The organism is Mesorhizobium sp. WSM4976 (assembly GCF_029625685.1).
Lineage (GTDB): Bacteria > Pseudomonadota > Alphaproteobacteria > Rhizobiales > Rhizobiaceae > Mesorhizobium.
Genome location: NZ_JARTVT010000002.1, coordinates 246,713 through 270,028, shown reverse-complemented (window position 1 = coordinate 270,028; position 23,316 = coordinate 246,713). Strand labels below are relative to the sequence as shown.

The following is a 23,316-nucleotide window of genomic DNA, read 5'->3' as shown; positions in this document are numbered from 1 at the left end:
CAATATCCGACCCGTCGGATAGCGGCGAGCGCAACGCGCGCGGCGCCCTTTCGGCTCTTGGTCACGGCTGCAGGACTGCCGTTTCAGTCGTTGCCATTGAGGTGGTAGCTGGTGTCGCCGTCAGTTGCGTGCAGTACCGGCTGGCAGTTCTGCAGTTCTCTCGCCTGACATTCCTCGACGAACCAGGTCCCCGATGAAGTGGGCGAACGGAACTATATCGAGGTGGGTGCTCGCGCGCTCTAGGGCGGCCATGTAGTCGGCGCGACGTTGCACTGGAATAACAGTCCAGGGATAACCGCCGGCAGCCATCATGACGTTCATTAGGAACCGTCCCATACGACCATTCCCGTCCATATAGGGGTGGATGTAGACGAAGATGAAATGGCCAAGCACGACGCGTACCGCGGGATGTTCCTCCTTTTCGAGCATCTCAAAAAAGACCGGCATTGCATCGCGCACTGCGTTGGGAGGCAATGGAACATGCATGGAATTGCGGATGAACACGCGCTCGCTACGGCAACCTGCCAGGTCGGCGCGCTGCCGCACTTCCAATAGGTTATCATGGTGCACCAATTTTAGGTTATTGGGCAACACCCCGCTTCCGTCCTGTGGGTCTAGGATAGATCTAGACTTGGCGCGAGCATTCTTGCCTGGCATGCGCAGCAGCTATCTCGCCGCGAAACGATCGAACGTCTTTTCCTGGGACAAGTTCGCTGGATTGGCCGTGCGGCTCCACCCGCGAGGTTACGAATGCCCTGATCGCTTCTTGCCCGGTGGACGGCCAAACATTTCCGGTGGAAAGCTTCGCCTGCTGTGTTTCGCGGGGCACGCGTCTGGCGCGCTGCGAGAGATGCTCAACAGACCCTCATGAGTTCGACGCTCGCCATCTTCACCCTCGTCTTGACGACGATGCCGTCCAGGTTGCGATCGTTCCAGTTGACAGTGCCGTAGTCCTCAACTTCCTAGGTCACGGTCAGTGAGCTTCCAGTTGTCTTGCAAACGACCCGCGTTCCACTTTGCGCAATCAGAGGAAAGCGTCTCCATATCGATCCCCGACGAGGAGTTGAGAAGCTCGCTTTCGTAACTGTCGCCATCATCAGCATCGCAGTACGGATAGCGATCTATTTCCGGACTGAACGGCGGCGCGCCAGCGGGTCGTCATGACCGGTATGTTGCGCATATTCCTCGATCGGTCGCGGTCGGCCGATCAGATAGCCTTGCACCTGATCGCAGGATTCGTCGGCCAGGAAGTCAAGCTGGTGGCTGGTTTCGACCCCTTCGGCCACCACCGGCAGCTGCAGCCCCCGACCGAGGCCGATCACCGCTCGAACGATGGCGGCCGACTGCGGATGGGCGACGTTGGCGACGAAGGACTGATCAATCTTGATCTTATCGAACGGGAATGACTGCAGATAGGAGAGCGACGAATAGCCCGTCCCAAAATCGTCCATTGCGACGCGCACACCGAGCGCCTTGAGACCGCGAAGGATCGATAGGGCGCGCGAAGAGTTGTCGATCAGCACGCTTTCGGTGATTTCGAGCTCGAGCCGGTTCGGGGCAAGACCCGTTTCCAGCAAGATCGTGTGCATCATTCTTGGCAGGTCGCCGTGCTTGAACTGGACCGGCGAGAGATTGACCGCGATATGCAGATCGCGTGGCCAGGAAGCCGCTTCACGACAGGCTTCGCGCAGTATCCAAGCGCCGATGTCGCAGATCAGGCTGCTTTCCTCGGCAATCGGGACGAACTTGGAGGGCGGTATGTCTCCCCTTGCTGGATGATGCCAGCGCAGAAGCGCTTCAAACCCTACGATCTCCCCGTCTATGAGGGCCTGGGGTTGATAGTGAACTCTGAGTTGACCATCGGCGAGCGCGGCATGGAGGTCGCGTTGCAGCGCGCGCTTCTCACGCAGATGCCGGTCCATCTCCGGCTCAAAGAACCGCACCGTGCCACGGCCGGCCGCCTTGGCGCGGTAAAGTGCAGCGTCTGCACTGGCCATGAGTGTCGTTGCGTCTGTTCCGTCGGACGGAAAGATAGCCACGCCTATGCTCATGCCGGCCCTGGTCCGCTGCGCATCGATTTCCAACTCTGCGGTGAATGCCGCCAGGATCCGTTCGGCGAGCGCAACCGAGGAGCCAGGCTGTTCGTCACCTTCTGCGAGCAAGATGAATTCGTCGCCGCCCAGCCGTGCGACAAACGCGCCTTCCGCCGTCATCTCCAGCCGGCGCGAGATGGCGCATAGAAACGCATCGCCGGCATTGTGCCCAAACACGTCGTTGACCTCCTTGAAGTGATCGAGATCGAGACAAAGGAGGGCAAACGGGCGGGTATTGGCGCTGCCGGCGTCCAGTAGGCCAGCCAATTTTTCCATAAGGGCGGCGCGATTGGGTAAATCGGTAAGCGGGTCGTGGAGCGCCAAGTGGGCGGCGCGGCGCTCGGCCTCAATGCGTTCGGTCATGTCCTCCACGACGCGTAACAGATAGCGCGGCGATCCGTCCTTGCCGGCAATCGTGACCGCTGAGGAATTGACCGTACGAGGCCCTTTCGATTGCGTGTCGAATACGTCACCGACGATCGTCTCCGAACCGCCGCACGACAGCAATTCCTCGTCCCGTGCCGCGATTTGCTCGGCAATCGCTGCCGGCATGATCTCGTGGACAGTCTTGCCCACCAGTTCGGACCGGGGCAATCCGAGCAGGTCCTCTCCCGCCTTGTTCACGAGCACGTAGCGTTGCTCGATCGCATCTTTGACGAAGATCGTGGCCGGCACGCTCTCGATGACGGTGTCGAGGAATTCCCGTGTCGTCCGCAAGTCGTCTTCGGCGCGCTTGCGCTCGGTGATGTCGACAACCGCAATCAGCGAGGCTTGGCGTTCCTCATACGTCAACCGTCGGGAATAAATCAGGACTTCGATTTCGCTCCCATCCGCTTTGCGATGTCGCCAGGAACGGTTTCCATCTTGACCATCGCTAGCGGAGATCAACGTCTTGACCGCATCCCAATCCCCGGTGGGACGGATGTTGAGCAGGCTCATCGACAGGAACTCTTCGCAGCTGTAGCCGTAGTGATCGATAGCGGCCTGATTTACCGCGAGGAAGTTCAGGGTCTCACGATCGTAGACCCACATCGGCACGGGATTGTTGTCGAAGAGGAGCCGAAAAGAGGCTTCTCGCCGCTTCAGGTCGGTTATGTCGATGCGAATGCCGACGCTGCCTCCGTCAGATGTGCGCCGCTCCTCGATTCGAAGCCAACGGTTTCCGGCGAGGTGCTGCTCATGTGTGCTCTTGGCCTGCGCATGGCGCGCCAGTCTTTCGGTGAGCCACTCGTGCTCGCGCCCCACCGCCTCGGCATACTGGCCTACCTCGAGTCCGGCACGAAGAGTGTCTTCGAACCGCATGCCCTTCACGATCTTGTCGCCGCTTTCGGCGTAGATCTGTTCGTAGCGGCGGTTCCAGAGCACATACCGATCCTCAGAATCGAACAACGCCAGACCCTCTGGCACCACTTCGAACGCATCGAGCAAGCGGGCATGGGCGGCGCGCGCTTCTTGTTCCGCCCGCTCCGCCTGCTCCCGTGCTTCGTTAAGGGCCTTTCTGGCCTGCCAAGCCTGGGTGATATCCTCGTGCGTGGAAACCCAGCCCCCGTCACCTGTCCGTTGGTGATGACCGCGGATGACCTTGCCGGATTCCAACTCCAGAACCCACTCCTTCGGCCCATCGCTCGCATTCTGCTCCGTGGCCCAGGCGAGATATTCCTGCGTGGATATGTCTGCACGGGCCCCCACCGCATAGCGGAGCTTCAGGACCTCATCGAGAGTCATGCCCGGATGAACGGAGGTCGACTCAAGGCCATAAACCTCGGCATAGCGGGCGTTCGAAAGGACCAAGCGCCCTCGCGCATCAAAAAGGCATACGCCTTGGGCAATACTGGCAAGCGTCGTCTGAAGCTGCTTGTTGCGCTCGATCAATTCCCGTTGTGCCGCATTGAGTGCGAGATGGGTGCGCACGCGGGCGAGGAGTTCCTCGAGCTGAAACGGCTTGGCAACGTAATCGACGCCTCCTGCAGCAAACGCAGTCACCTTGTCGTTCATGTCCGCCAGCGCCGTCATGAAGATGACGGGTATCTCGCGTGTCGCGGCATCGCCCTTCAGTTGGCGACATGTGTCGAAGCCATCGATTCCCGGTAGCAGCACGTCGAGCAAGATGAGGTCTGGCCTAAGATATCTGGCGCGTTCCAGCCCCTCCTGGCCATTGCGGGCAATGGCGACGGTCATACCGTCTTGTTCGAGATAGTCGACCGCCAGACGCAGGTTCGACGCGTCGTCCGCGACGATGAGAACAGTCGGGCTCGGTGCAGTTGCTGAGGTTTCGGCGTTCATCAGGCTGCTCCCATTTCTTGCTCCCGAATCAAAAGCTCCGGCGAGTTGCAGCAGGCGGTTGGCGATGGTTGGTCATCAGCCGCCTGGTTGTCCTCCAGCCCGTCCACGATCGTCATCATCACATCCATCAGGATCAAGCCAGGGGCGCTGTTTGGAACGGGGCGGCGGCGTTCCGGTTCGCTGACACGTCAACGCTCACTTCCAGAACAGAAAGTGCAGATCGCCCGCCATCGCAAGTTAGACGATGCTGGGACTGCGACTGTCGTCGGAGATGAAACCTAACTATTCAGAATGTATTTTTGGTTAAACTGTAGCAGTTCGACCGATAGTGCCTTTTCGGCTTTTGCGAGCGATGCTGTCCGCTTGCAATTCAGGCAGCAGACCCGCTCATAGAGCGATGTTACATTAGCGATTGCTTGACCAAAGCACCTGAAGGCGAGGTAAGAGCAAGCCGATAAGCACCTGCCGGGCCGGCTTCCGCGATCGCACCTATGGCCCGAGCGAAGATGTTTTAGCTAGGCCGCATATTTGGCGGACCATCACGGTTCGCCGGGTCGGCGCACGCTTAGGCAATCTCCCAACGAGAGGCGTCGGCCACTCTTAGCCCGCCGCTGGTGTGGGGACACACCAGCGGCGGGCTGTTGAAGTGACCTGGCCGGCTGGCGTGCTACCGAGCCCGGCAGGTACAAGGTACTCGAGGAACTCAGATGAGCCGGGTCACGTGGATTAAATGCAAGAGCCAGATGCCAAACGCGGTGACGCCGTGACCGTTGTTTGCGGTCAGATCCCACCCGAAGAATGCTACCCAGCAAGATAGCAGAATGGTGAAGCGCATTAGCGTATTCTAAAATGATAGAGATTGCGCAACTGTTAAGGGCCCACTCCGCCCTCGGCGATGGGGGATGGCTAGATGAGGCCCCTAAGCATCGTCCATGCCAGCATAACGAACACGGCAACGATAATGACCGCGCCAACCGCCGTCCCAATCTTCTGCGGCAATCCGTCTACCGGGGCGGTCGTTTTACATCTCTATCAGAGCGTAGGCCGCGCCGAAGAGGGCTGTCATTATCACGGGGAGAAATGCCCACCCTTTCAAAGCGTGGCGCACGTCTTCAGGCTTCGCGCCCTTCTGGTTGTCGGAATCTTCCATTTGTCCGATCCTAGGTCTGTCGTTCTCGACTAGGTACGAAATTGGTGCCTGGGAGCAACCCTTCAGGAACTGCGCGGTAAGGCGCAGCTTCAGCGGGTGAGCCATGGAACGACTTTGGCAGTCTGGAACATTTTAGCAGCATTGCATGTTCCAATCATATGGACAGCCGACGTCTCTCCCCAGAACAAGCAAGAGCTGCCCGGGCTCTGTTGAATTGGTCGCGAGTGCGACTCGCTGCTAAGGCCAGTCTTGGCGAAATGGTTGTCAGCGAATTTGAGAACGGGGTCAGGAAACCGAGGTCGGGTAATGTCGCCGCTATACGTCGGGCTTTGGAGAGCGCGGGTATTGTCTTTGCCGTTGACGGCAGCCCCTCATTGGTGCGCTCGGAAGATCAGACTGGAATTCGCGAGGCCGACAACAGGAATGACGCCGCCGGGAGAGAAACCGCGCCCGGAGAGCAGCGAAACCGGTGGAATGTAACCAACCGTGATCTTCATGCAGCTTCGCTAACGTAACCTTCCGCTGGCATCGATCGCATTCTGACAATCAAACTTCGACCGCGAACGGCGTCAATCGGCCAGGCGAATCTCCCCTGCTCAGTTCACCACCCAGAGGCTCTTCAGCTCGTGACCGACGGCCCATTGGGCAGAAGTCTGAGCATCGTTGCATCTCGTCTCATACGGGTCGCGAACCATCTGGAATTCGTTGTCGACCACTGCGCCGAACAGGAAGCACTCGTCCTTGTACTGGCCGCGTTCCGCGCTCGCCATCTTCACCGTCGTCTTGACGACAATGCCGTCCAGGTTGCGACCCTTCCAGTTGACGGTGCCGTAATCCTGGACCTCAGAGGTCACGTCAGTGGCCTTCCAGTTGTCTTGTGAAAGGCCCGCGTTCCACTTCGCGAAATCAGGGAACAGGGTCTCCATATTGATCCCCGACGAGGAGTTGGGCTTGTCTGTCGTACCCAACACGCTCCTCTTCAGGCCGTCCGAGAACAGGTTCAGCAATGCGGTCGCGGCCGGCCCGTTCTTCTGGCGCAAATCCGCCTGGCGGGCCGACTTGGAGTTCCTCTCATCCGCCTCGCGCTGGGCCGCGATCTTTTTCTGTTCGTCGGCGGCGACGCGAGCGGCTTCAGCGGCTTTGATTGCTTCCTGCTTGGCGGCATCCAACTTGGCCGCCGTACTGGCGGCGTCGCTGTTGCCGAGCCAGACTGGAGCGAAGGCGAACTGCACGCCGTCCCTGGCGAGCGCTTCCGACGTAGCCTTAAGGTCGGCGGCTGACGCGTAGAGCACGCGGCACTGTTCGTGCCGTACGTCCTCGTAAGCTTTGTCGATCGACGGATAGGACACGGTGCTTCCGGACATGCCCGCGAAATCAGCTATCCGTCTGACGGTCGCCTCGTGCACGGCTGCGTTGCCGTCAACGACCGTGCAGATCCGGTCCGACGTGCTCGACAGCACGATGCCGCCATATCCCTCGCGAGTTCCCGATGAGACTTCCTGGGCGATCTTCAAGGCCTGGGTCTGATCTGACTCCATGCGGGCCTTGATGTCTTCAAAGCGGATGGGATCGAACACGCGGATCGTTCTGGCTTGCATGGCTTCGAGATAGGCGGCCTGAAGCGTTGCGGGGGCCTCTAGGAAAGTCTTGCGCTGGACAAAGAAGAGGTCAGCGCTTTCGAGGCCGTCCGCTCCGCACTCCGAGCTGACGTTAATTGCCTTGCCTCCCATCGGGTCGATCGCCTCGAGAAGCGCCTTGTCCAAGGCAGGTGTCCGTTGTGGACCGAGCAGGCAGATCCAGGCTTGGTTCTTCGTAAGAGAATATTGGCCCGATATCGTGCGCAGAAGCGAAGGCGCCTTCGGGCCAGCGTTGTAGAGGACGACCACGTCCTCCAGTGGGCCTCGTAGCAGGGCCTTGTTCAAGTCCGTGACCGCATAGGTCGTGCTGTCGCTTTGCTGGGTGGCTCCGCTTCCGCTGTCGGCTGTGTTGCCTGCATCCAGTTCATCGGCCAGACCCTGTCTCGCGATCATCGCCCGCGCCACTTCTCGCGCATCGGTCAGCGTATCCAGGTCATTTGTGTCGGAAATCTCGTCAAGCGCCTTCACTTCCTGGACGACCTCGGGAAGCTTGGGCGATGTCAAATGGCTGCTCATCCAACGCTTCAGTGATTGGCGGTCCGCTTGGAGCTCGGCGAACGTCTCGGACTTCTGCTTTTCGACCGCCTGGGCACGCTCCTTCTCCCGCGATGCCGAAAACTCGGAATATCCGGTCACGGCTGTCAGCAGGTTTCTCAGCTTCAGCGAGGAATTGTTCAGCGCGTCAGTGGAATCTGTCTGGACCTGCGCGTTGAGGGCGGCAGCCTGACCCGCGATCTCGACGAGGTTCGAGGTTTGAGGGTTAAGCTTCAGGAACGTCTCGGCGTCAGAGAGCAGCGCGTTCGCGGCGGCTCTCGCCGCCTTCAGCTTGCGGGCCTCCGCCTTGTCGTAGGAGGCCTTGTCGGCAAAGCCCTTCTGCTTGGCATCGCGGAACGCGGCGGGATCAGAAAACCCCGATGCGCGATAAGCGACCAGTTCCGCGTTCGTCTCTATACCAAGCTGGACGGCCGCTCGATACTCGTTGGCTGCCGTGAAGCCGCCCGTCTGGGCTCGCTGGTATTCATCGCTGCTTTGAAAGCCGCCAGAGACGGCCGCGTCGTAGTCGCGCTGCGTGGCAAAACCCATGCTCTTGGCCTGCGCGAATGCGCTGGCCGAGGTGAAACCGCCCGACCTTGCATCGTTGAAGCTCTGCGCGTCCGTATAGCCGAGAGCCCGGGCTGCGTTTCGCTCTTCGTCGCTATGAAAACCATCGCCGGCGTTGCGTTCGATCTCGGCCAGGCTGTAATCCGTGAGAAGTTCCCCCGGCTGCAGATCGAAATGCCCAAGGTATGCCCGGAAGGCCTTGACGGTCGTCGGTCCGATCAGGCCGTCGACAGGGCCAGAGTACAAGCCAAGCTTGGACATCGCCGCCTGCAGCCTTTGAACGACCCTCAGATAGGTGGGCTGGGTCGCAAAGTCGAAAGAGGCTCCCCTCTGGTAGGACATCCAGACCAATCCATCCAAACCGTCCCCGCGCGAGAGAAACGAATCCTGAGGGATGATACGCAGTTCCTTGAGCGCGGTCAGGTTCGCCTTCGCCTTGTCCTGGTAAAGCGTACCGGCGATGACAGCAAACACGCCGTTCCGGCTGTGAACGACAAGTGTCGGACCCAGTGTCGGCGCATAGGATTGCGCTAGGGTGATGGCCTCTCCTTCGGTTGGTCTGCTTGACACAACAAGCCAGAATGCGTTTGACTGCGGAGGCCGGAATCCCGTCGGCCGCGCCATTTGCTGCCCGTTCTGGATGATCTCGATAAACTCGGAAAGTGATGATGCCGAGCCCATAGCCGGCAAAGAAATACCCGCCAACAAAGCAACAACGCCCACACTGCACATGCGACGCATGGTGGCCCCCTAGACAACCCCAGCAGCCATATTCACGAATCCTGGAGGCGAGGCAAGAAGGCGGCGAGGGCTTTGAGCTTTTATGCTTACCGGGTGTTGGCAAGGGTCGTGAGTTGACGACAGGTTCCTCTCGCGCGACGTCCGGGGGTGAAAGGCAAGAGCCGACCCACATCCATCCTCCGCAACGATGATCAGCGGCCAGTCCTGGCTGGGCTCGAGATGCTGTGCTCATCCCCAGTTGATCGATTTTGGCTGGCAAGAAGGACCAAGACAGTCGTTGGGCCGACGCAGGCGAGGCCGGCAGATGGCCTGACGATCGACTTCGTGGTCGAGGCGGATCGCGCACAACTGAATGAGATCGTCCAGCGAGTCCGGGACGGACATTTGCGGACGAACATCGGCAGGGTCTCGACCCTCGATGATGCTGTCGCCACGTTCAATTCGAGTGAGCGCCGCGCGGGGAAGACCGTCATCCGGGTTCGTCCGTAAGACCTTCCATGGGAAGAGAGGAGGGAGCCAGCGTCGGCTCAGAGGACCAGTAGCTTGTCGGGCCTGAAAGCAGACCGTCAGCAAGCGGTCCCTGGTTGCCTTCTGGTCGCCGACCGTCTCGGCCGCCCAGCGACCTCTGCCACTCCGGAGCCTTCCCCTGTCTGATTGCCCACAACGCAAGCATGCGCTGATCTCAAATGAGGGCCAGCGCGGCTGGTCGCACATGAGTTACCCGGTGACTAGAGTTTTTCTAAGAACCGGCTAAGACGGTTGAGACCAATTCGCGCCAAAACAGGAGGTATTTCATGTCAGGGGACGTTGAGCAGGACCAGATCCAGTTGATCGAACTCACCGCCGATATTGTGTCGGCCTATGTGAGCAAGAACGCGGTGCCGGTTGCCTCGCTGCCAGAGTTGATCGAGAGCGTGAATTCGTCGCTTTCGAAGATCTCGGGGCCGACCGAACCGCAGACGCCTGCCCAGCTTCCCGCGGTCAATCCGAAGCGCTCGGTCTTCCCCGACTACATCATCTGCCTGGAGGACGGGAAGAAGTTCAAATCGCTGAAACGCCATCTCAGCGTCCACTATGGCCTCACGCCGGCTGAATATCGCGATAAGTGGGGTCTTAAAGCTGATTATCCAATGGTGGCGCCAAATTACTCAGAGCAACGATCAGCGTTGGCAAAGTCGACGGGTCTTGGCCGCAAGGCGCCCTCAAAGGCCCAGAAGGGCATGCGAAGGAAGCGTGCATCCTGAGGCGCCGCTTTGGCCATTTTGATGTCGAACACGTGCGACGATCATCTCCAGCAGCGGAACACGCCGGTTGGGTGGATCAAAACGGCAGCCTCGCCCTTTGAGCGCCGCCTGAGACCATCAATTGCATATGCCGGAGGCCTCTCGCTGCGTTAGATCCCATGGGGGAGATCGAGGTTGGATTGCTTCGACAAGCTGGAAGTGCTGATCGAGAGCGGCGGGGTTGACGTAGTCGAGCGCGCACGCGTCTGGCTTGGCCAGATCACGGTCGAATCAAAGGCCGCCGCGCAAGCCGTCGACGAATTACTGATCGACCTGATGACGCTTGCCTTCCTGGTCGAAAGCGGCCGCGAAGCCTTGCAGATTTCGGCCCGGCGCCTCGCACGAGCCAGGCTATCGAAATTGCGGGTTTTGCACCGGGCCTGACGCCGGCGAATCTTTGAATAGCTCCGGCCAATGCGCCTGGTTTGTAGCTTCAGAATTCAGGCGCTCAGAAAGCTGGTGCCGGTTCCCGGTCTCGCAGCCGCCTAGGGTCGATATGGCTGCGTACCACCCGGCCCCTGTTTTGGAACCTCGAATTTTCGCGGCAGTGAAGCAAAGATGGCTTGGCGACGGTCATTTTTCGGAACAATCGACTTGACTTGTTCTCTGTCTGTTCCCCACTGGCGCCTAGAATAATGAGGCCGGCATAAGTGATTGCGCGCAGGTATCCTTTTCGATGCAACCAAGCCTGCTATAACGGCCGCCTTCGACGCGCTCAGGCATCATCGGATTGAACCGACAAGAATGAAGACCAGCATCGATCATCTACCCGAGCACAAGCAGGAGGAATTGGCCCGCGTGGTCGAGATCCTGCACGCCGAATTTGAGGATGCGCTGGCCGAGAGCAGCGCGGAATGGAAGAAGAGCGGCCGTATCCTCAAGATCATTCTGTTCGGGTCCTATGCGCGCGGCGATTGGGTGGACGAGCCCTTGACGATGAAAGGTTACCGCAGTGATTTCGACCTTCTGGTGATCGTCAACAACAACAAGCTTTCCGACTTCGCATACTGGTACAAGGCGAAGGACCGGCTCGATCGCGACCGCGCGATCAAAACCCCGACCAGCTTTATTGTGCATAGCCGCCGCTTTGTTAACACAGCGCTTCGCCAAGGGCAGTACTTCTTCACTGACATCCGGCGGGAGGGCATAGTTCTCTATGAACTCGACGATGAGCCGCTGGCTGAGCCGAAACCCCTGACCCCCAGTGCCGCATATGAGGGTGCGAGAGCGTACTTCGAGACGCGCTTTCCGTTTGCTCGATATCAGTTGAAACTCTTTCACGTCGCACTTGGTGACGGCGAACTAAGCAATTCGGCTTTTCAACTCCATCAGGCTATCGAGCACAATTATTCCACGCTGCTGCTGGTGCTTACCAACTACAGCCCGCCCTCTCACAAGCTGACCTTCCTGAGGGCGCTCGCGGAAGACCAGGACAGACGGCTGGCCGCGGCTTGGCCACGCGAGCAGCAGCGCCATCGTGCCTGGTTCAATACCTTGAATGAAGCTTACGTGAAGGCCCGCTATTCCAAGCATTATTCAATAGGCGAGGAGGCGCTGGTCTGGCTGGGCGAGCGGGCGGCCGAGCTCCACAAATTCACGGGGGAAGTTTGCCTGGAGCATTTGTGCCGATTGAAGGCCGCCGTCGACGCCTAGCGGGTTGTCGGCGCAACCTTCAATGGGACAGAGCTATCAGTCAAAGGTGCCCTTCGCGGCTCACGCGGGGCATAACGCTAGTCCCGCAACCCTCAACAACCGTAATCTGATCGAGCAACACGCGTGCGCACTCGAAGGCGGCAATGAAACCTAAGCTGCCGGAAGCGATGTCAGGTCGGCATGATAAGTGATTGATAAGGCAACATTATCATTCGTTTTATGAGAACGACAAGCTGTGCGTTTTTGCGCGAAAATCATGGCACAAAGCGCACGGGCGCTTTACCCTCGAAAACGATGATTCGCCTCGATCCCGCGACCGCGAGCTCCGTCGCCGCGCCACCGACCGTTCCGACCTGGGCGGTCGCCGACGGCGTGCGCAGCGATCCCGACGCCCCCTTCCAAGCCGGCGCCGCCCTGGGCACTCTCGACACGCTTGCCCGCGCGCAACCTGCCTGGGCCGGCGCCTGGCGCCAGCGGCTGGCGCTCAAATGCGCCGCCGCCAGCATGCGGCTCGCCGGCCGCGCCGAGGATGAAGCCGGTTTGCGCGACGCCTGGCAGCTTTGCCCGGCCGGCGCGGATCCCGGTCCCGCCGGCGCCATTTTTGGCGCCTGGCGCCAGCTGGCTCTGCAGCCGCCGGCGGTCATCGCCGACCGGCTGGCAAAAGGGACCGAGATGCTCGGGCTCGCCTGGGACGACGAGGCGCTCGCCGACCTCTGCATGAAGATCGAAGACGTGGCGGGCTCACAGCGGCCGGCGCCGTTCGCTGCCGCGGCGATCGCCTCCCATGTCGTCGCCATGCGGCCCGACGCCGAGCTGTTCGCCTGGTGGCTCGCCGACCTGGTGCTGGCCCAAAGCCTGCGCTGGCCGCGGCCGCTGCCGCTGCTGATGGCGCAGGCCTTTGGCCCGGCTTTTCGCGGCGAGGCCAGCGGCGGCAAGCGAATCCGACCCGGGGGCAAAAATTTTGAGTGGGCGGTGTGCCTGGCGCTGGCGCAAGCGGCGGCCGCAGCCTGCCGGCTGGCCGCCGATCTGGCGCGCCGCGCCGAAAAACTCCTTGCGGTGGCGCCAAAACTGCGCGCCAAGGGCGCCGGCGACGTGATTTTCTTGCTGCTGAATGAAGACGCCGTCGCCGGATCGCTGACGACCAAAAACCTGTCGCGCTTCGCGGCGCGGCGACTGTTCGAGCGCCTGCAGCAACTGGATGCGGTACGCGAGCTGTCGGGCCGCGCCAGCTTCCGGCTGTTTGGGCTCTAGCGATGAGCCAGGCCTCCGTCCGCCGCAAGCCTGACGATCAGCCGGCGCTGCTCGACACCGAGCTCGAGCACCTGCCGCCAGAACTGCGCTGGCGCGAGTGGATGGGCCGCGTCGAAGCGGTGATCTTCGCGGCCAGCGAACCGGTACCGCGCGAGGTGCTGGCGCGGGTGGTGGGAAGAAACTGCAATCTCGACCTGGTCATCGACGACATCCGCGCCGAGCTCGCCGGCCGCCCCTACGAGCTGGTCGCGGTCGCCGGCGGCTGGCAGCACCGGACCAAAAAGGTCTTTGGCGACGCCATCCACGCCGCCTTCGGCACGCCAGCGGGGCAGGGGACAAAAGAACTGTCGCAGTCGGAGGCGCTTGTCCTCATGTGCATCGCCTACTTCCAGCCGATCACCCGTGGCGAGCTGTCGAGCTTCTTCGGCAAGGAAGTGTCGCGCGATCTGATCGGCGTGCTGCGCGCGCAGGAGCTCATCGCTTCGGGGCCACGCAGCCCGCAGCCGGGCGCGCCCTACACCTATGTGACGACCAAAAACTTCCTGTCGCAGTTCGGGCTCGACACGCTGCGCCAGCTGCCGGATTTCGAGGCGCTCGAGGATGCCGGGCTGTTGTCGAAGGAGAAGCTGCTGGCCGGTGACATCATGCCTCGATATTCCTCCAGCCATCAGGACGATTACCGGGGGATCGAGGATTAGCTGTCCTGCTGTCGCGTAGCAGCCATTGGCTTAGGTGCCGGCTGCCCCGCGACAGCAGGGCATCGGCCAGCAGCTGGCGAAAAACCGTCTCGCCGACACTTTGGCGGCCCGCTTCGGACGAACCTGAGATCAATCACCCTGCTGAGCTTGCGCTGTCGCCATTAGACCGCAACCGGGTTTTTCCAGGGGAAGGTTAAACTTTGCAAGAAGGAAAAAAGAGAAGTAACGTTGGTGTAGGGGTACAAAGGCAGGGGGCTTGAATGCGACGGACATTAGGAGCGTCGGCAGCGGTTCTTGTCGTCCTAGGCGGGTGCGCGGACCCAAAACTGTCGAAGGTCCGGGCGATCAATACGGACCGCGTCGGCGAAGTCATCGAACAGGCGAAATACCAGCTTGGCGTCTATACGGCCTATCAAAGATATCGCTACCCAGTAGTTATAAGGCGATCCCGCAGTAAAGTGTGCGGAAACGGCTTGATTGGCATGGATGTCGAGACGGCGAAACTCGAGCTTGTGACGACCAATGAGAAGACCGTCGGCGGCGGTATTGCAGTCGCGGGTCTTTCGGCGGGCGGGGCCGTCTTGGGCGCAGGCGTCAGCGGTTCGCGAGTTACGACCGATAGTCAAACCCTTACCTTTACAGGGGATGTGCTGCTGAGCAGCCAAGCCATCGACTATAGGCAAGGCATGCTTGAGCGCGCGCCTATCGCCCAGGCCTTAGCGAATCTTTGGCAGGCAACTTTGGTCGAGGGCGACAAACCGAGCGATGTGTGTCTGCGCCTCAAGAGCGGCGACGGGAATAGCTACAAAATTTCTCTCAACGTCGTCGATGACGGCAAGGGCAACATCTCGTTACAGCTCGCTCCCTCGACGCTGACCGCAAATGGTGAGCTCAAGAGCACGACCGGCAACACGATCACGGTCACGTTCGCCCCGCATGACTTTTCAAAACCTTTCAAGAAGCGTCCGCAACGAGCTGCTGCAGGTGATCCCAACGATGCGAATATATTTGGCGGCAAAAGTAAGTCTGCGAGCCAATGATGGACCAATTGGGACGGTTGTAGAGAGTACATCGGCTTCGTCACGACGATTGTTGGCGGGCTAGTCTTGGTTCAGCCGGCGTGGGGGCGCTTGTGGGGTTTCGCTATCGAAAGTCGGTACGGCTTGTGCCGGGCGTTCGCTTGAACGTCACGGGCAAAGGTTTTAGCAGCGCCTCAATCGGCAAACCCGGAGCGACCCTGAATATGGGCCGTCGGGGCACACGTAGCACCGTCGGGATACCGGGTTCCGGTCTGTCGTATTCTTCGGGGGGCGGAAAATCTGCGCTGCTGCCGGGGCTCATCCTCGCGGCACTCGTCGCGCTCTTCTATCATGCCGCCCGCGGCAGTCGAGCAGCTCAAGAGACTTTGCTGGTCATCGGACTCGGAGGGGTCGTTCTATTCGTATCTGGGCGGCACCCCGAGAGTCGAACAGCAGAGACCATTAGTGTGCAAGCGCCATCGGCCACACAAGCGACGCCGCCGGCGTCAGGCTCGAAAGGGCCTGCTAGCGTTACCGAGCAGGCGGCATCGGAAAGGACGAGGATCTCTGTCGGCATGCACCGGGAGGCGAGATATCGCCGCGCTTCAGCTTGGTCTGATTAATGTGGGTCCCAAGGGCGCTTCCCATTTTTCTCCGCTGGCGCCGCTTCACTTGGAGATAATGTCAACGAGGGCCTCGGTCGATGGTGATCTCGACGAACAAATTGAAGCCACCGCCATCCACCGACGCAATCGGCTGGCATAAGATAACAGAGGCAGGTCAGCTCGGCCGCTATGCGCCAGAGGCCATCATCGGGGCCTTCCAGAATGCCGGCGGCAAGGATAGCCGCCTTCGCGCGGATATGGCCCGCTATCTCTCTAATCTGGTGCAGCAGGTTCTGCGCAAACGTGTCGGAACCAACAAGATGAATAGCGGCCAGGACATCATCGACGACGTCCACGACGAATTCTTTGCCGCGATCTGCAATCCGAGCTGCGCCGACGCCAAAGGATACCAAGAATCCTTCTATGGACGACTAACGTTCCGGCTCAAGGACGCTATCGTCAAAGAGGAGGCGGCAAAGCTGATCCCGCCACCTGATGAGAAAAAGCCCGCGGCCGGCAAATCGGACGACGACAGCGAGGCCGGCGAGATCTCCGGCAAAATGGAATTGAGACCAGCGCTCGAAGAGAGCGCTGCCGAGGGATTGTTTGAAGTCGAGGAATTCACTGCGGATGCCGGTGTCAAGCGGCCGGACCCGGCGCTGCAACAGAACGTTGACCAGCTGGTCGAGGCAATAGATGTAGAGCGGATCCTTGCCCAGATCCCCGATCCGCGCAAACGTCTCGCGTTTCGGCTCCACATGGATCAGGTTCCGTACGGCGGGACAAAGGGGACTGCATCAATCGCGGGGGTTTTGGAAATTGACCGCAAGACGGCAGAACATTGGGTCGCGGAGGTTCGCGCGTTTTTGCTCGAGCATGTTACCCAAGTTCGAACCCTGAAGCGGCGCGCAGCGGGAGAATGACAATGGCGAGAACAATGACCAAGGACCGGGACGATGTCCTCTACAGCTTCCATATGGCCTGCCCGGCGCCGAGCGCCGCCGACATCATCGAGTGGACCAAGCAGTTTCCGCAATATGCCGAAGATATTCGTGCGCATGCCGCGATTGCGCGCGATTGGGCGGCCCAGTCGGAAGTCGAGGTTGAGGTAGACGACGTTGCCCTTCAGCGGGCCCATAGCCGTGCGCTGAACATCATCTATCGAAGTGCTGAGGCGGACGACGCCGCGCTCCCCCAGGCAGTCGGCTTTTTCGAACTTTTAACGCGCGCGGGCACCAAGGTTTCGCGTATTGCGACAGAGATCGGCATCGCGAGAGCGGTTGTGGCCGACCTCTTCAATGGCTGGATGCGGCCCCCCGTGGGTGGAAGGCTTACGCGCGCGGTCATGAATGCGCTGCATATTGATCAAGCGACATTCGACAGAGAACTTTTGTTTGCGCTCGCCAATCCGCGCATGGGTGAGGCGAAGGCATCCGGGCCACCACAAGTCTTACAGCGCAGCTACAGAGAAATTGTTGAGAGCAGTGGGATGTCAGCGGAGCGAATTCATTATTGGCTTGAAGAGGATTAGCCGTTGGATGCCTGGATAGATATTCGGCGGAAGGCACGTGAGGTTCACCTGGCTGCACTCACCAGTGCAAATGGCGATCGGAGTGCGGAGGCATTGGTCGCGAGCGCACTCAAGGTGGCGGATCTGGAGCTGCGACGGGTAGCGTTGGCCCCAGGGGTACTAGGTTCCCTCGACAGAGCCGGCGAACTCGTCAATGTCGCGCAAGGCCAGGATCCGGTCGATGAGCGAGTAGTCATCGCCCATGAGCTTGGCCATTTCTATCTGCACACAGATACCCGAAACGAAGTGCGTGCGACGTCTCACTCGCTCGGCGGCGACCCGATTGACAGCGGCGCAGGCCGGGTCGAAGGGTACGCGCCGACCGAGCGCAAGGAAGTCCAAGCCGACGTTTTTGCGGGCGAGTTCCTTTGTCCCGCGGATTGGCTGAGGACGGAATTTGTCGATCAGGGCCGCCGGCCTTGCGAGATCGCAGCTGCGCTCGGGCTGCCGTCTGCGCTTGTTACCAGCCAGATAGCTCGCGCGCTCCTTCTCCCGCCGCTCAGGCCGCCGCCCCCGCAACGACCCGCTATTGCGACCGAGCTCGATGATAGCCAACGCGACGCAGTGCTATGGGATAGGGGGCCGCTGCTACTCGATGCCGGCCCCGGCACCGGCAAGACCCGCACACTGGTGAGCCGCGTCGAGCATCTGCTCGCAAATAACGTTACGCCGACCGAATTCCTTGCGCTGACTTTTTCGAACCGGGCCGCCGAAGAAATGCGCGAGCGGATTTCGGCCGCCAATGTGGAAGCATCCATCCAGATGTGGGTGGGAACCTTCCACGCCTTCGGGCTCGAACTCCTCAAGAAGTGGCCATCTGGCGTCGGCCGCTCGCTTCCCTTGAAGGTGTTCGACCAGACGGCATCGCTCGCACTCCTGGAAGCCAATCTTGAGAAGCTCGACCTCGTCTATTATCAAAACCTGTACGAGCCGGCCTTCGAATTGGCGCCGGTCTTGCGCGCTATTTCGCGCTGTAAGGATGAGTTGATCTCTCCGGCAGACTATGCCCGCGCGGCCGCTGACTATAAAGCAACAGCCTCGGGCGAGGAGGACCTGGAAGCGGCGGACAAGATGCTGGAGTTCGCCCACATCTATGAAGTCTATGAGGACGCCTTGTTGCTGGCGAACGCGGTCGATTTCGGCGATCTGATCCGGCTCGCAATCGATCTCATTCAGATCAATGCCGATGCGCGTGCCTATGTGATGGGCTTCAAGCACGTGCTGGTTGACGAATACCAGGACGTCAACTTCGCCAGCGCCAAATTCCTGCAGGCGATCGCCGGCACCAATCTCAATCTTTGGGTCGTCGCGGATCCACGCCAGTCGATCTATCGTTTTCGCGGCGCGGAGCCGGAGAACGTCGTGCGCTTCGTTCCAGACTTCAAAGGGACGCGCCTGGCCCTCAATACTAATTACCGGTCGACGAAACCCATCGTGGACGTCTTTCAGCGTTTCGCCAACGACGGGATGGGCGTAGCCGGCCAGTGGAAAGTTAAACGCCCAGAAGGGGGCAGCATTTCGCTCACGGTGTCGCCGACCGTGAGCGATGAGGCTGCCGGCATCCGTGATCAGATAGGGGAGTTTCATGCGAACGGCATTCCATTCGCGGATCAGGTCATTTTGGCGCGAACGCATTTGACCCTGGCGCGCATCACGGGGCCCCTTGAGGCCATGAACGTGCCCCTCCTCTATCTTGGCGACCTCTTTGAACGCGCTGAAATCCGAGACCTGTTGTCTCTGCTCGCCCTTGATGCCGAGCGTGGCGCGGTGGGTCTTGCGCGCGTTGCGGCATTGCCCGAATACGCGGTATCGCGGGCAGATGTGCTCATATTGATCGAGTGGGGACGAACCAATGACGTGTCCGCGTTTGAAGCGCTCTCACGCGTTGGCGAGGTGCCGGGCCTAAGTATCGCGGGAAGCGAGGGGCTCACCAGACTGGCTGTACAGCTGGAGGGTTTGCGTCGCGCTTCACCTTGGAAAATGCTCACGACCTGGCTTTTTGAGCGGAGTGACTATCTTCGGCCTATTCTCCTGCGCCAGGATCCGGCCGCGCAGCAGCAGCTTATTGCGATATATCAGTTCTTGAAGGTGGCAGTCGAATTTGCGGCGACAGGAGGGCGAAGCCGGCGACGCTTTCTGGCCCGCGTGAGGCGCATCGAGGCGCTCAACGAAGATACCGCATACCGGGCAATTTCGTCGGAAGCGACCGACATGGACGCGGTCCGTGTCATGACCATTCATGGCAGCAAGGGACTAGAATTTCGCGGCGTCCATTTGCCAGGACTGGCAACGACGTACATGCCGAGTAATCGACAAGCCGTGCGCATCCCACCGCCTCCTTCGCTCGACCGGCTCGCCATGACGTCGGACGACCACGAGCACGAGGAACAGTCTCTCTTCTTCGTTGCGCTCTCGCGTGCCCGCGATCACCTCGCATTGAGCCGGGCGGAGCGATACACGCCTTCCCGTAAATCCAATCCATCGAAGTTTCTCGCACCCCTTGGCGGCCTCTCCAGCAGACACCGTGGGCCAGGGGCAACGGCCCCCACCGGGCTGGGGCTAGTACGGGCCTCCGCACCCGCACTGCGCTATGCGGAAGATGATCTCGGGATTTATCTCAATTGTCCTGCGCGCTATGGCTACCAAGTGAAGGATGGGCTTCTAGGCGGTCCGGAAACCTCGGCCTACGTGCGGTTCCATGCCTGTGTCTATGGTACCGTTGGTTGGCTTGAGGAACAGCGTGCCGCGGGCATCACTCCTAGCATCTCGGATGCGCTGGCGCATTTCAGCGCCGATTGGGCCGAACATGGTCCGGTTAAACACCCGTTTCAGAAATACTACCGTGCCACCGGGATGCAAATGGTCACGCGTATGGCTGAAGCCGTCTTGGGCGAAACCGGCCACTACGACCGCCGGGAGTGGTTGGTGAGCTTAGATGGTCGCGAGGTGGCGGTTACCCCGGATCGTGTCATCGTCGTGGCCGACGGCAGCGTGACGATCCAGAGGGTGCGCACCGGGAAGAAGACCAAGTCCGAACCGGACAAAGAAATCTACGCTCTGCTTCGGCTGGGTGCCCGTCAGATCTATCCGGGCAAGCGCTCCACGGTCGAAACGTACTACTTGGGAACCGGTGAGCGTGTCATCCCGCCGCTGAAGGACGATGGCAAGCTGCTCGAACGCTATTCGGAAGCTATCGCCGGTATCGAGAGCGGCGACTTCAGCCCCAAGACCGGCCGAGGTTGCCCTGCCTGCCCCTACTACCTGACCTGTGGCGGCTAGTCGGTCCCATTCCCATTTTTTCGCGCTCGCGGCGCTTCTCTTTCAGAGGGCCTGACGCCCAGAAAGGAAGCACCGAAAATGCCCACGAAAACCATCTTCATCCGTAGCCATGAACTGCCCGCGGCCATTGAGGTCGAGATCGCGGAGCCCGCGCTTGTCGCCGATCTTTTCGAGGCGATCAAGCATGCCGGCATCGCGATCGACGCCGATACCGTGATTTTCATCGACGAGGCGGAGGCGCCGCACCCGATGGCGTCAAACATGCCGGCTACCGACCTGAAACGCGGCTCGCACGTGCACGTCACCAAGTGCAAGAAGATCGAGGTGACGATCAATTATCTGGCAGAGGCGGCGACGCACAAGTTCGCCCCGGGCTCGCGCGTGCGGCGCGTCAAAGCCTGGGCCGTCGACAAGTTCAAGCTGAGCGCGCACGACGCAGAGGAGCATGTTCTGCAGATGTGCGGTACGACGCGCCGTCCGGCGAGCGATACGCCGCTCAACGAGCTGACGGACGGCAAGGCCTGCGCCGTCTGCTTCGATCTCGTCCCCGAAAAGCGCGTCGAGGGTTAAGCCATGAACCTTGTGGTGCCCCCAGACCGTCTTCTCTTGGAGGCCGATCTCGCGGCCACCGCGTTCCGGGTCGGCGAGATCGACGGGCGCTGGCGTCTCAGCACGATCGCCTGGCCGCATGTAACCATCGCGGTCGCTGCGCCGCTGCGGCCGAATGGCCCCGCCGAGTTCGCATTCCGCTTCGAGTGCACTGGCTATCGGCAGGTGCCGGTGACGGCGCAGCCATGGGACCTGCGCATTAACGGACCACTGGCGGCGAAGGACTGGCCCACGGGCCGGTCCATCATGCCCTCCATCTTCCGGCCGGAGTGGCGTGAAGGGCGGTGCCTCTACCTGCCCTGCGATCGCCTCTCGATCGAGGGCCATCCCGGCTGGACCACCGACCATCCGAGCCGTCTTTGGGATTCGAAGCGCGGCATCATTTGTTATCTGGAGCAGCTCCATGACCTTTTCCATCAAGGCGATTATTCGGGCGTTCGTGGCGCCTGAGCATCGTCTCTCGATGCCGCGCAAGATGTGGCGCAACACGCTTGCCGAACTGCGGCGTCGGGGCGGCGGGTGCACCGAGTCCGGCGCGTTTCTTCTCGGCACGATCGATGGAACGCGGCGGCGGGTGGTCACGGTAGTCTATTATGACGAGCTGGATCCCGATGCATACAAGTCTGGTGTGTGCGTCCTCCATGGAGATGCCTTCGCCAAGCTGTGGGCGCGCTGCCGTATGTTTGGCCTGACGGTGGTCGCGGACGTCCATACCCATCCGGGGGTTGCGCTGCAGAGCGGTAGCGATCGCACCAACCCGATGGTTGCTCGCGAGGGGCATATTGCGATCATCGCACCGAACTTCGCCGCCGCGCCGGTTCGACAGGATGCCCTGGGCATCTTTGAATACTGCGGCGGGCATATGTGGTTCGACCGGACCGATGCGCATGGGACTCGCTACTTCTACAACGGCTTCTGGGGATGACGATGAACGACATGCTCAACGCGGATACTCTGCACCGCACCGCCAAGTATTTCATGGATAGCGGCGCGGCCGCATCCCATGAGAAAGCGATGGCGATCCTAGGCCGATTTGCCCTTGCTGTTCATGTTGGGGCCGACATAGCCGCCTCGGCTGCTAAGCAGGTGGCGCTACTTTCGCTGGTCAATCTCGGCCACCGCACGCTACTTGGGGGAGTACGGGTCATCGGCGTTCCCGAATGCACCAACCTGACTACGCTCAGCTCGGCGCCGACGCTGCGCCTGGCGATCGAAACGCTGGGCGGAATATGCAGTGATGTAGCGGATTCCGTCACACCGGTTGCAGTCATCGGCGACGGCGAGGCGCCGCTAAACATTGTTACCGGTTGGCGACTCACCTGGAATGGCTGGTGTGGAGGCGTTGCGCCGTTGCGCGATCAATTGCGCCTTGCCGATGATGAGAATATGGCCCTGGCACCGATGGTAGCGGCGGCTTGTCTCATGACGGAGGTCTTCAGCTATCACGCTGGCGACCATCCGATGGCGGGCCGGCGCGCGGCAGGCCTATCACTTTGGAGGCCGGATGTGGATTGGCGTGAGCAGTCGACGGACGAACCTGCCCTCGGCTATTTGCCCTCTCGCCTCTGGCTGATTGGCCTTGGCAATCTCGGACAGGCCTTCTGCTGGACCTTGGCCGCGCTGCCCTATGCCGACCCCGCCGAGGTCGAACTCGTCCTCCAGGATTTCGACACGTTGGCGGCTTCGAACGCTAGCACGTCGCTACTCACGTTTCCCCGCAACGTCGGCAAGAAAAAAGCTCGGATTACCGCCGCTTGGCTGGAGGCGCAGGGGTTCAAGACGACCATCGAAGAGCGTCGCTTCGGTCCGGCAATCAAGCGCGAGAACTCTGAGCCGGGCGTTGCGCTGTGTGGCGTCGATAATGCGCTAGCGCGCTCGGCTTTGGAGGATGCAGATTTCGACTTTGTGGTTGAAGCGGGCCTTGGCGCTGGCCCCGACGGGTTCCGCGGCATTTCCGTCCATACGTTTCCCGGGTCGCGAACTGCGCGCTCAATTTGGTCGAATGTCGCAGTCGCCGCCGTATCCGTCGCGCACATGCCGGCCTACGAAGAACTCGCCAAATCGGGCATGGACGAGTGCGGGCTTGCCATTTTGGCCTCGCGCACAGTCGGTGTTCCCTTTGTAGGGTTGTTGGCAGCGACGTTGGCAATCTCCGAGTTGTTGCGCCGGCTGCATGGTGGGGCGACATTCGAATTGATATCGACCTCCAGCAATACGCTGGACGATGTCACCACCATCGCCGCGGAGGTTACCACCCCTTACAGCTTTGGACATCTTGCGGCCCGGACATAGCGAAGTGTACCGCCTCCCGAGACGGACCATTAGAACGGCTCAGCTATCGTCG

At 60.6% G+C, this 23,316-nt stretch carries 18 protein-coding genes and 3 pseudogenes; 16 read left to right on the top strand and 5 right to left on the bottom strand.

Annotation, left to right across the window (positions count from 1 at the left end; translation table 11 throughout):
- Window positions 1–120: 120 nt before the first annotated feature.
- The 3 genes from P9272_RS03635 to P9272_RS03625 all read right to left on the bottom strand — a co-directional run bounded on the left by P9272_RS03635 (window position 121) and on the right by P9272_RS03625 (window position 5,526).
- Window positions 121–591 carry a Fic family protein gene (locus tag P9272_RS03635; RefSeq protein ID WP_278159075.1) on the bottom strand — a complete coding sequence of 157 codons (471 nt, stop codon included), beginning with the start codon at window positions 589–591 and terminating at the stop codon, window positions 121–123.
- A gap of 530 nt (window positions 592–1,121) precedes the next feature.
- Window positions 1,122–4,376, bottom strand: coding sequence for an EAL domain-containing protein (locus tag P9272_RS03630; protein WP_278159073.1), 3,255 nt, complete (start codon window positions 4,374–4,376; stop codon window positions 1,122–1,124).
- Between the two features lie 1,021 nt (window positions 4,377–5,397).
- Entirely contained in the window at window positions 5,398–5,526 is a 129-nt protein-coding gene (locus P9272_RS03625) for a hypothetical protein (protein WP_278159071.1), read from the bottom strand.
- Window positions 5,527–5,684: 158 nt separating this feature from the next.
- On the opposite strand from P9272_RS03625, the pseudogene P9272_RS03620 reads away from it, so the two are divergent.
- A pseudogene (locus tag P9272_RS03620) lies at window positions 5,685–5,846 on the top strand (helix-turn-helix transcriptional regulator); the annotation flags it as partial.
- A 51-nt stretch (window positions 5,847–5,897) separates the two neighbouring features.
- Here P9272_RS03620 and P9272_RS03615 read toward each other — a convergent pair.
- Both P9272_RS03615 and P9272_RS03610 read right to left on the bottom strand, forming a co-directional pair.
- Complete coding sequence (locus P9272_RS03615) at window positions 5,898–6,023, bottom strand: hypothetical protein (RefSeq protein WP_278159242.1); 126 nt, start codon at window positions 6,021–6,023, stop codon at window positions 5,898–5,900.
- A gap of 99 nt (window positions 6,024–6,122) precedes the next feature.
- A complete protein-coding gene (locus P9272_RS03610; RefSeq protein ID WP_278159069.1) occupies window positions 6,123–9,005 on the bottom strand; it encodes a hypothetical protein in 2,883 nt (960 codons plus the stop codon).
- A gap of 276 nt (window positions 9,006–9,281) precedes the next feature.
- Here P9272_RS03610 and P9272_RS03605 point away from each other — a divergent pair.
- From P9272_RS03605 to P9272_RS03540, 15 genes and pseudogenes are all read left to right on the top strand, one after another.
- Window positions 9,282–9,494, top strand: a pseudogene (locus tag P9272_RS03605) (NADP-dependent oxidoreductase); the annotation flags it as partial.
- Window positions 9,495–9,799: 305 nt separating this feature from the next.
- Window positions 9,800–10,249, top strand: a complete 450-nt coding sequence (locus P9272_RS03600; RefSeq protein WP_278159067.1) for a MucR family transcriptional regulator — start codon at window positions 9,800–9,802, stop codon at window positions 10,247–10,249.
- Window positions 10,250–10,423: 174 nt separating this feature from the next.
- Window positions 10,424–10,672 (top strand): hypothetical protein, encoded by a 249-nt coding sequence (locus P9272_RS03595; protein ID WP_278159065.1) that lies wholly within the window; start codon window positions 10,424–10,426, stop codon window positions 10,670–10,672.
- Between the two features lie 360 nt (window positions 10,673–11,032).
- Window positions 11,033–11,941 (top strand): nucleotidyltransferase and HEPN domain-containing protein, encoded by a 909-nt coding sequence (locus P9272_RS03590; protein ID WP_278159063.1) that lies wholly within the window; start codon window positions 11,033–11,035, stop codon window positions 11,939–11,941.
- Window positions 11,942–12,235: 294 nt separating this feature from the next.
- Entirely contained in the window at window positions 12,236–13,192 is a 957-nt protein-coding gene (locus tag P9272_RS03585; protein ID WP_278159062.1) for a DUF1403 family protein, read from the top strand.
- 2 nt (window positions 13,193–13,194) lie between these two features.
- Window positions 13,195–13,890 carry an SMC-Scp complex subunit ScpB gene (locus P9272_RS03580; protein WP_278159060.1) on the top strand — a complete coding sequence of 232 codons (696 nt, stop codon included), beginning with the start codon at window positions 13,195–13,197 and terminating at the stop codon, window positions 13,888–13,890.
- 260 nt (window positions 13,891–14,150) lie between these two features.
- Window positions 14,151–14,930 (top strand): hypothetical protein, encoded by a 780-nt coding sequence (locus P9272_RS03575; RefSeq protein WP_278159058.1) that lies wholly within the window; start codon window positions 14,151–14,153, stop codon window positions 14,928–14,930.
- A gap of 92 nt (window positions 14,931–15,022) precedes the next feature.
- Window positions 15,023–15,193 (top strand): annotated as a pseudogene (locus P9272_RS36050) (DUF4236 domain-containing protein); the annotation flags it as partial.
- A 419-nt stretch (window positions 15,194–15,612) separates the two neighbouring features.
- Window positions 15,613–16,437 (top strand): hypothetical protein, encoded by an 825-nt coding sequence (locus P9272_RS03570; protein WP_278159056.1) that lies wholly within the window; start codon window positions 15,613–15,615, stop codon window positions 16,435–16,437.
- Between the two features lie 14 nt (window positions 16,438–16,451).
- Window positions 16,452–17,045: a hypothetical protein gene (locus P9272_RS03565; RefSeq protein WP_278159054.1), complete on the top strand. Its 594-nt coding sequence runs from the start codon at window positions 16,452–16,454 to the stop codon at window positions 17,043–17,045.
- Between the two features lie 3 nt (window positions 17,046–17,048).
- Window positions 17,049–20,363 carry an ATP-dependent helicase gene (locus P9272_RS03560; protein WP_278159052.1) on the top strand — a complete coding sequence of 1,105 codons (3,315 nt, stop codon included), beginning with the start codon at window positions 17,049–17,051 and terminating at the stop codon, window positions 20,361–20,363.
- Between the two features lie 78 nt (window positions 20,364–20,441).
- Window positions 20,442–20,933 carry a hypothetical protein gene (locus P9272_RS03555; protein ID WP_278159050.1) on the top strand — a complete coding sequence of 164 codons (492 nt, stop codon included), beginning with the start codon at window positions 20,442–20,444 and terminating at the stop codon, window positions 20,931–20,933.
- 36 nt (window positions 20,934–20,969) lie between these two features.
- Entirely contained in the window at window positions 20,970–21,422 is a 453-nt protein-coding gene (locus tag P9272_RS03550; RefSeq protein WP_278159048.1) for a hypothetical protein, read from the top strand.
- The gene (locus tag P9272_RS03545; protein WP_278159046.1) at window positions 21,376–21,897 is read left to right on the top strand and encodes a hypothetical protein; all 522 of its coding nucleotides are present in this window, start codon (window positions 21,376–21,378) and stop codon (window positions 21,895–21,897) included. The genes P9272_RS03550 and P9272_RS03545 overlap by 47 nt, the downstream gene beginning before the upstream one ends.
- 2 nt (window positions 21,898–21,899) lie before the next feature.
- A complete protein-coding gene (locus tag P9272_RS03540) occupies window positions 21,900–23,264 on the top strand; it encodes a hypothetical protein (RefSeq protein WP_278159044.1) in 1,365 nt (454 codons plus the stop codon).
- Window positions 23,265–23,316 lie beyond the last annotated feature (52 nt).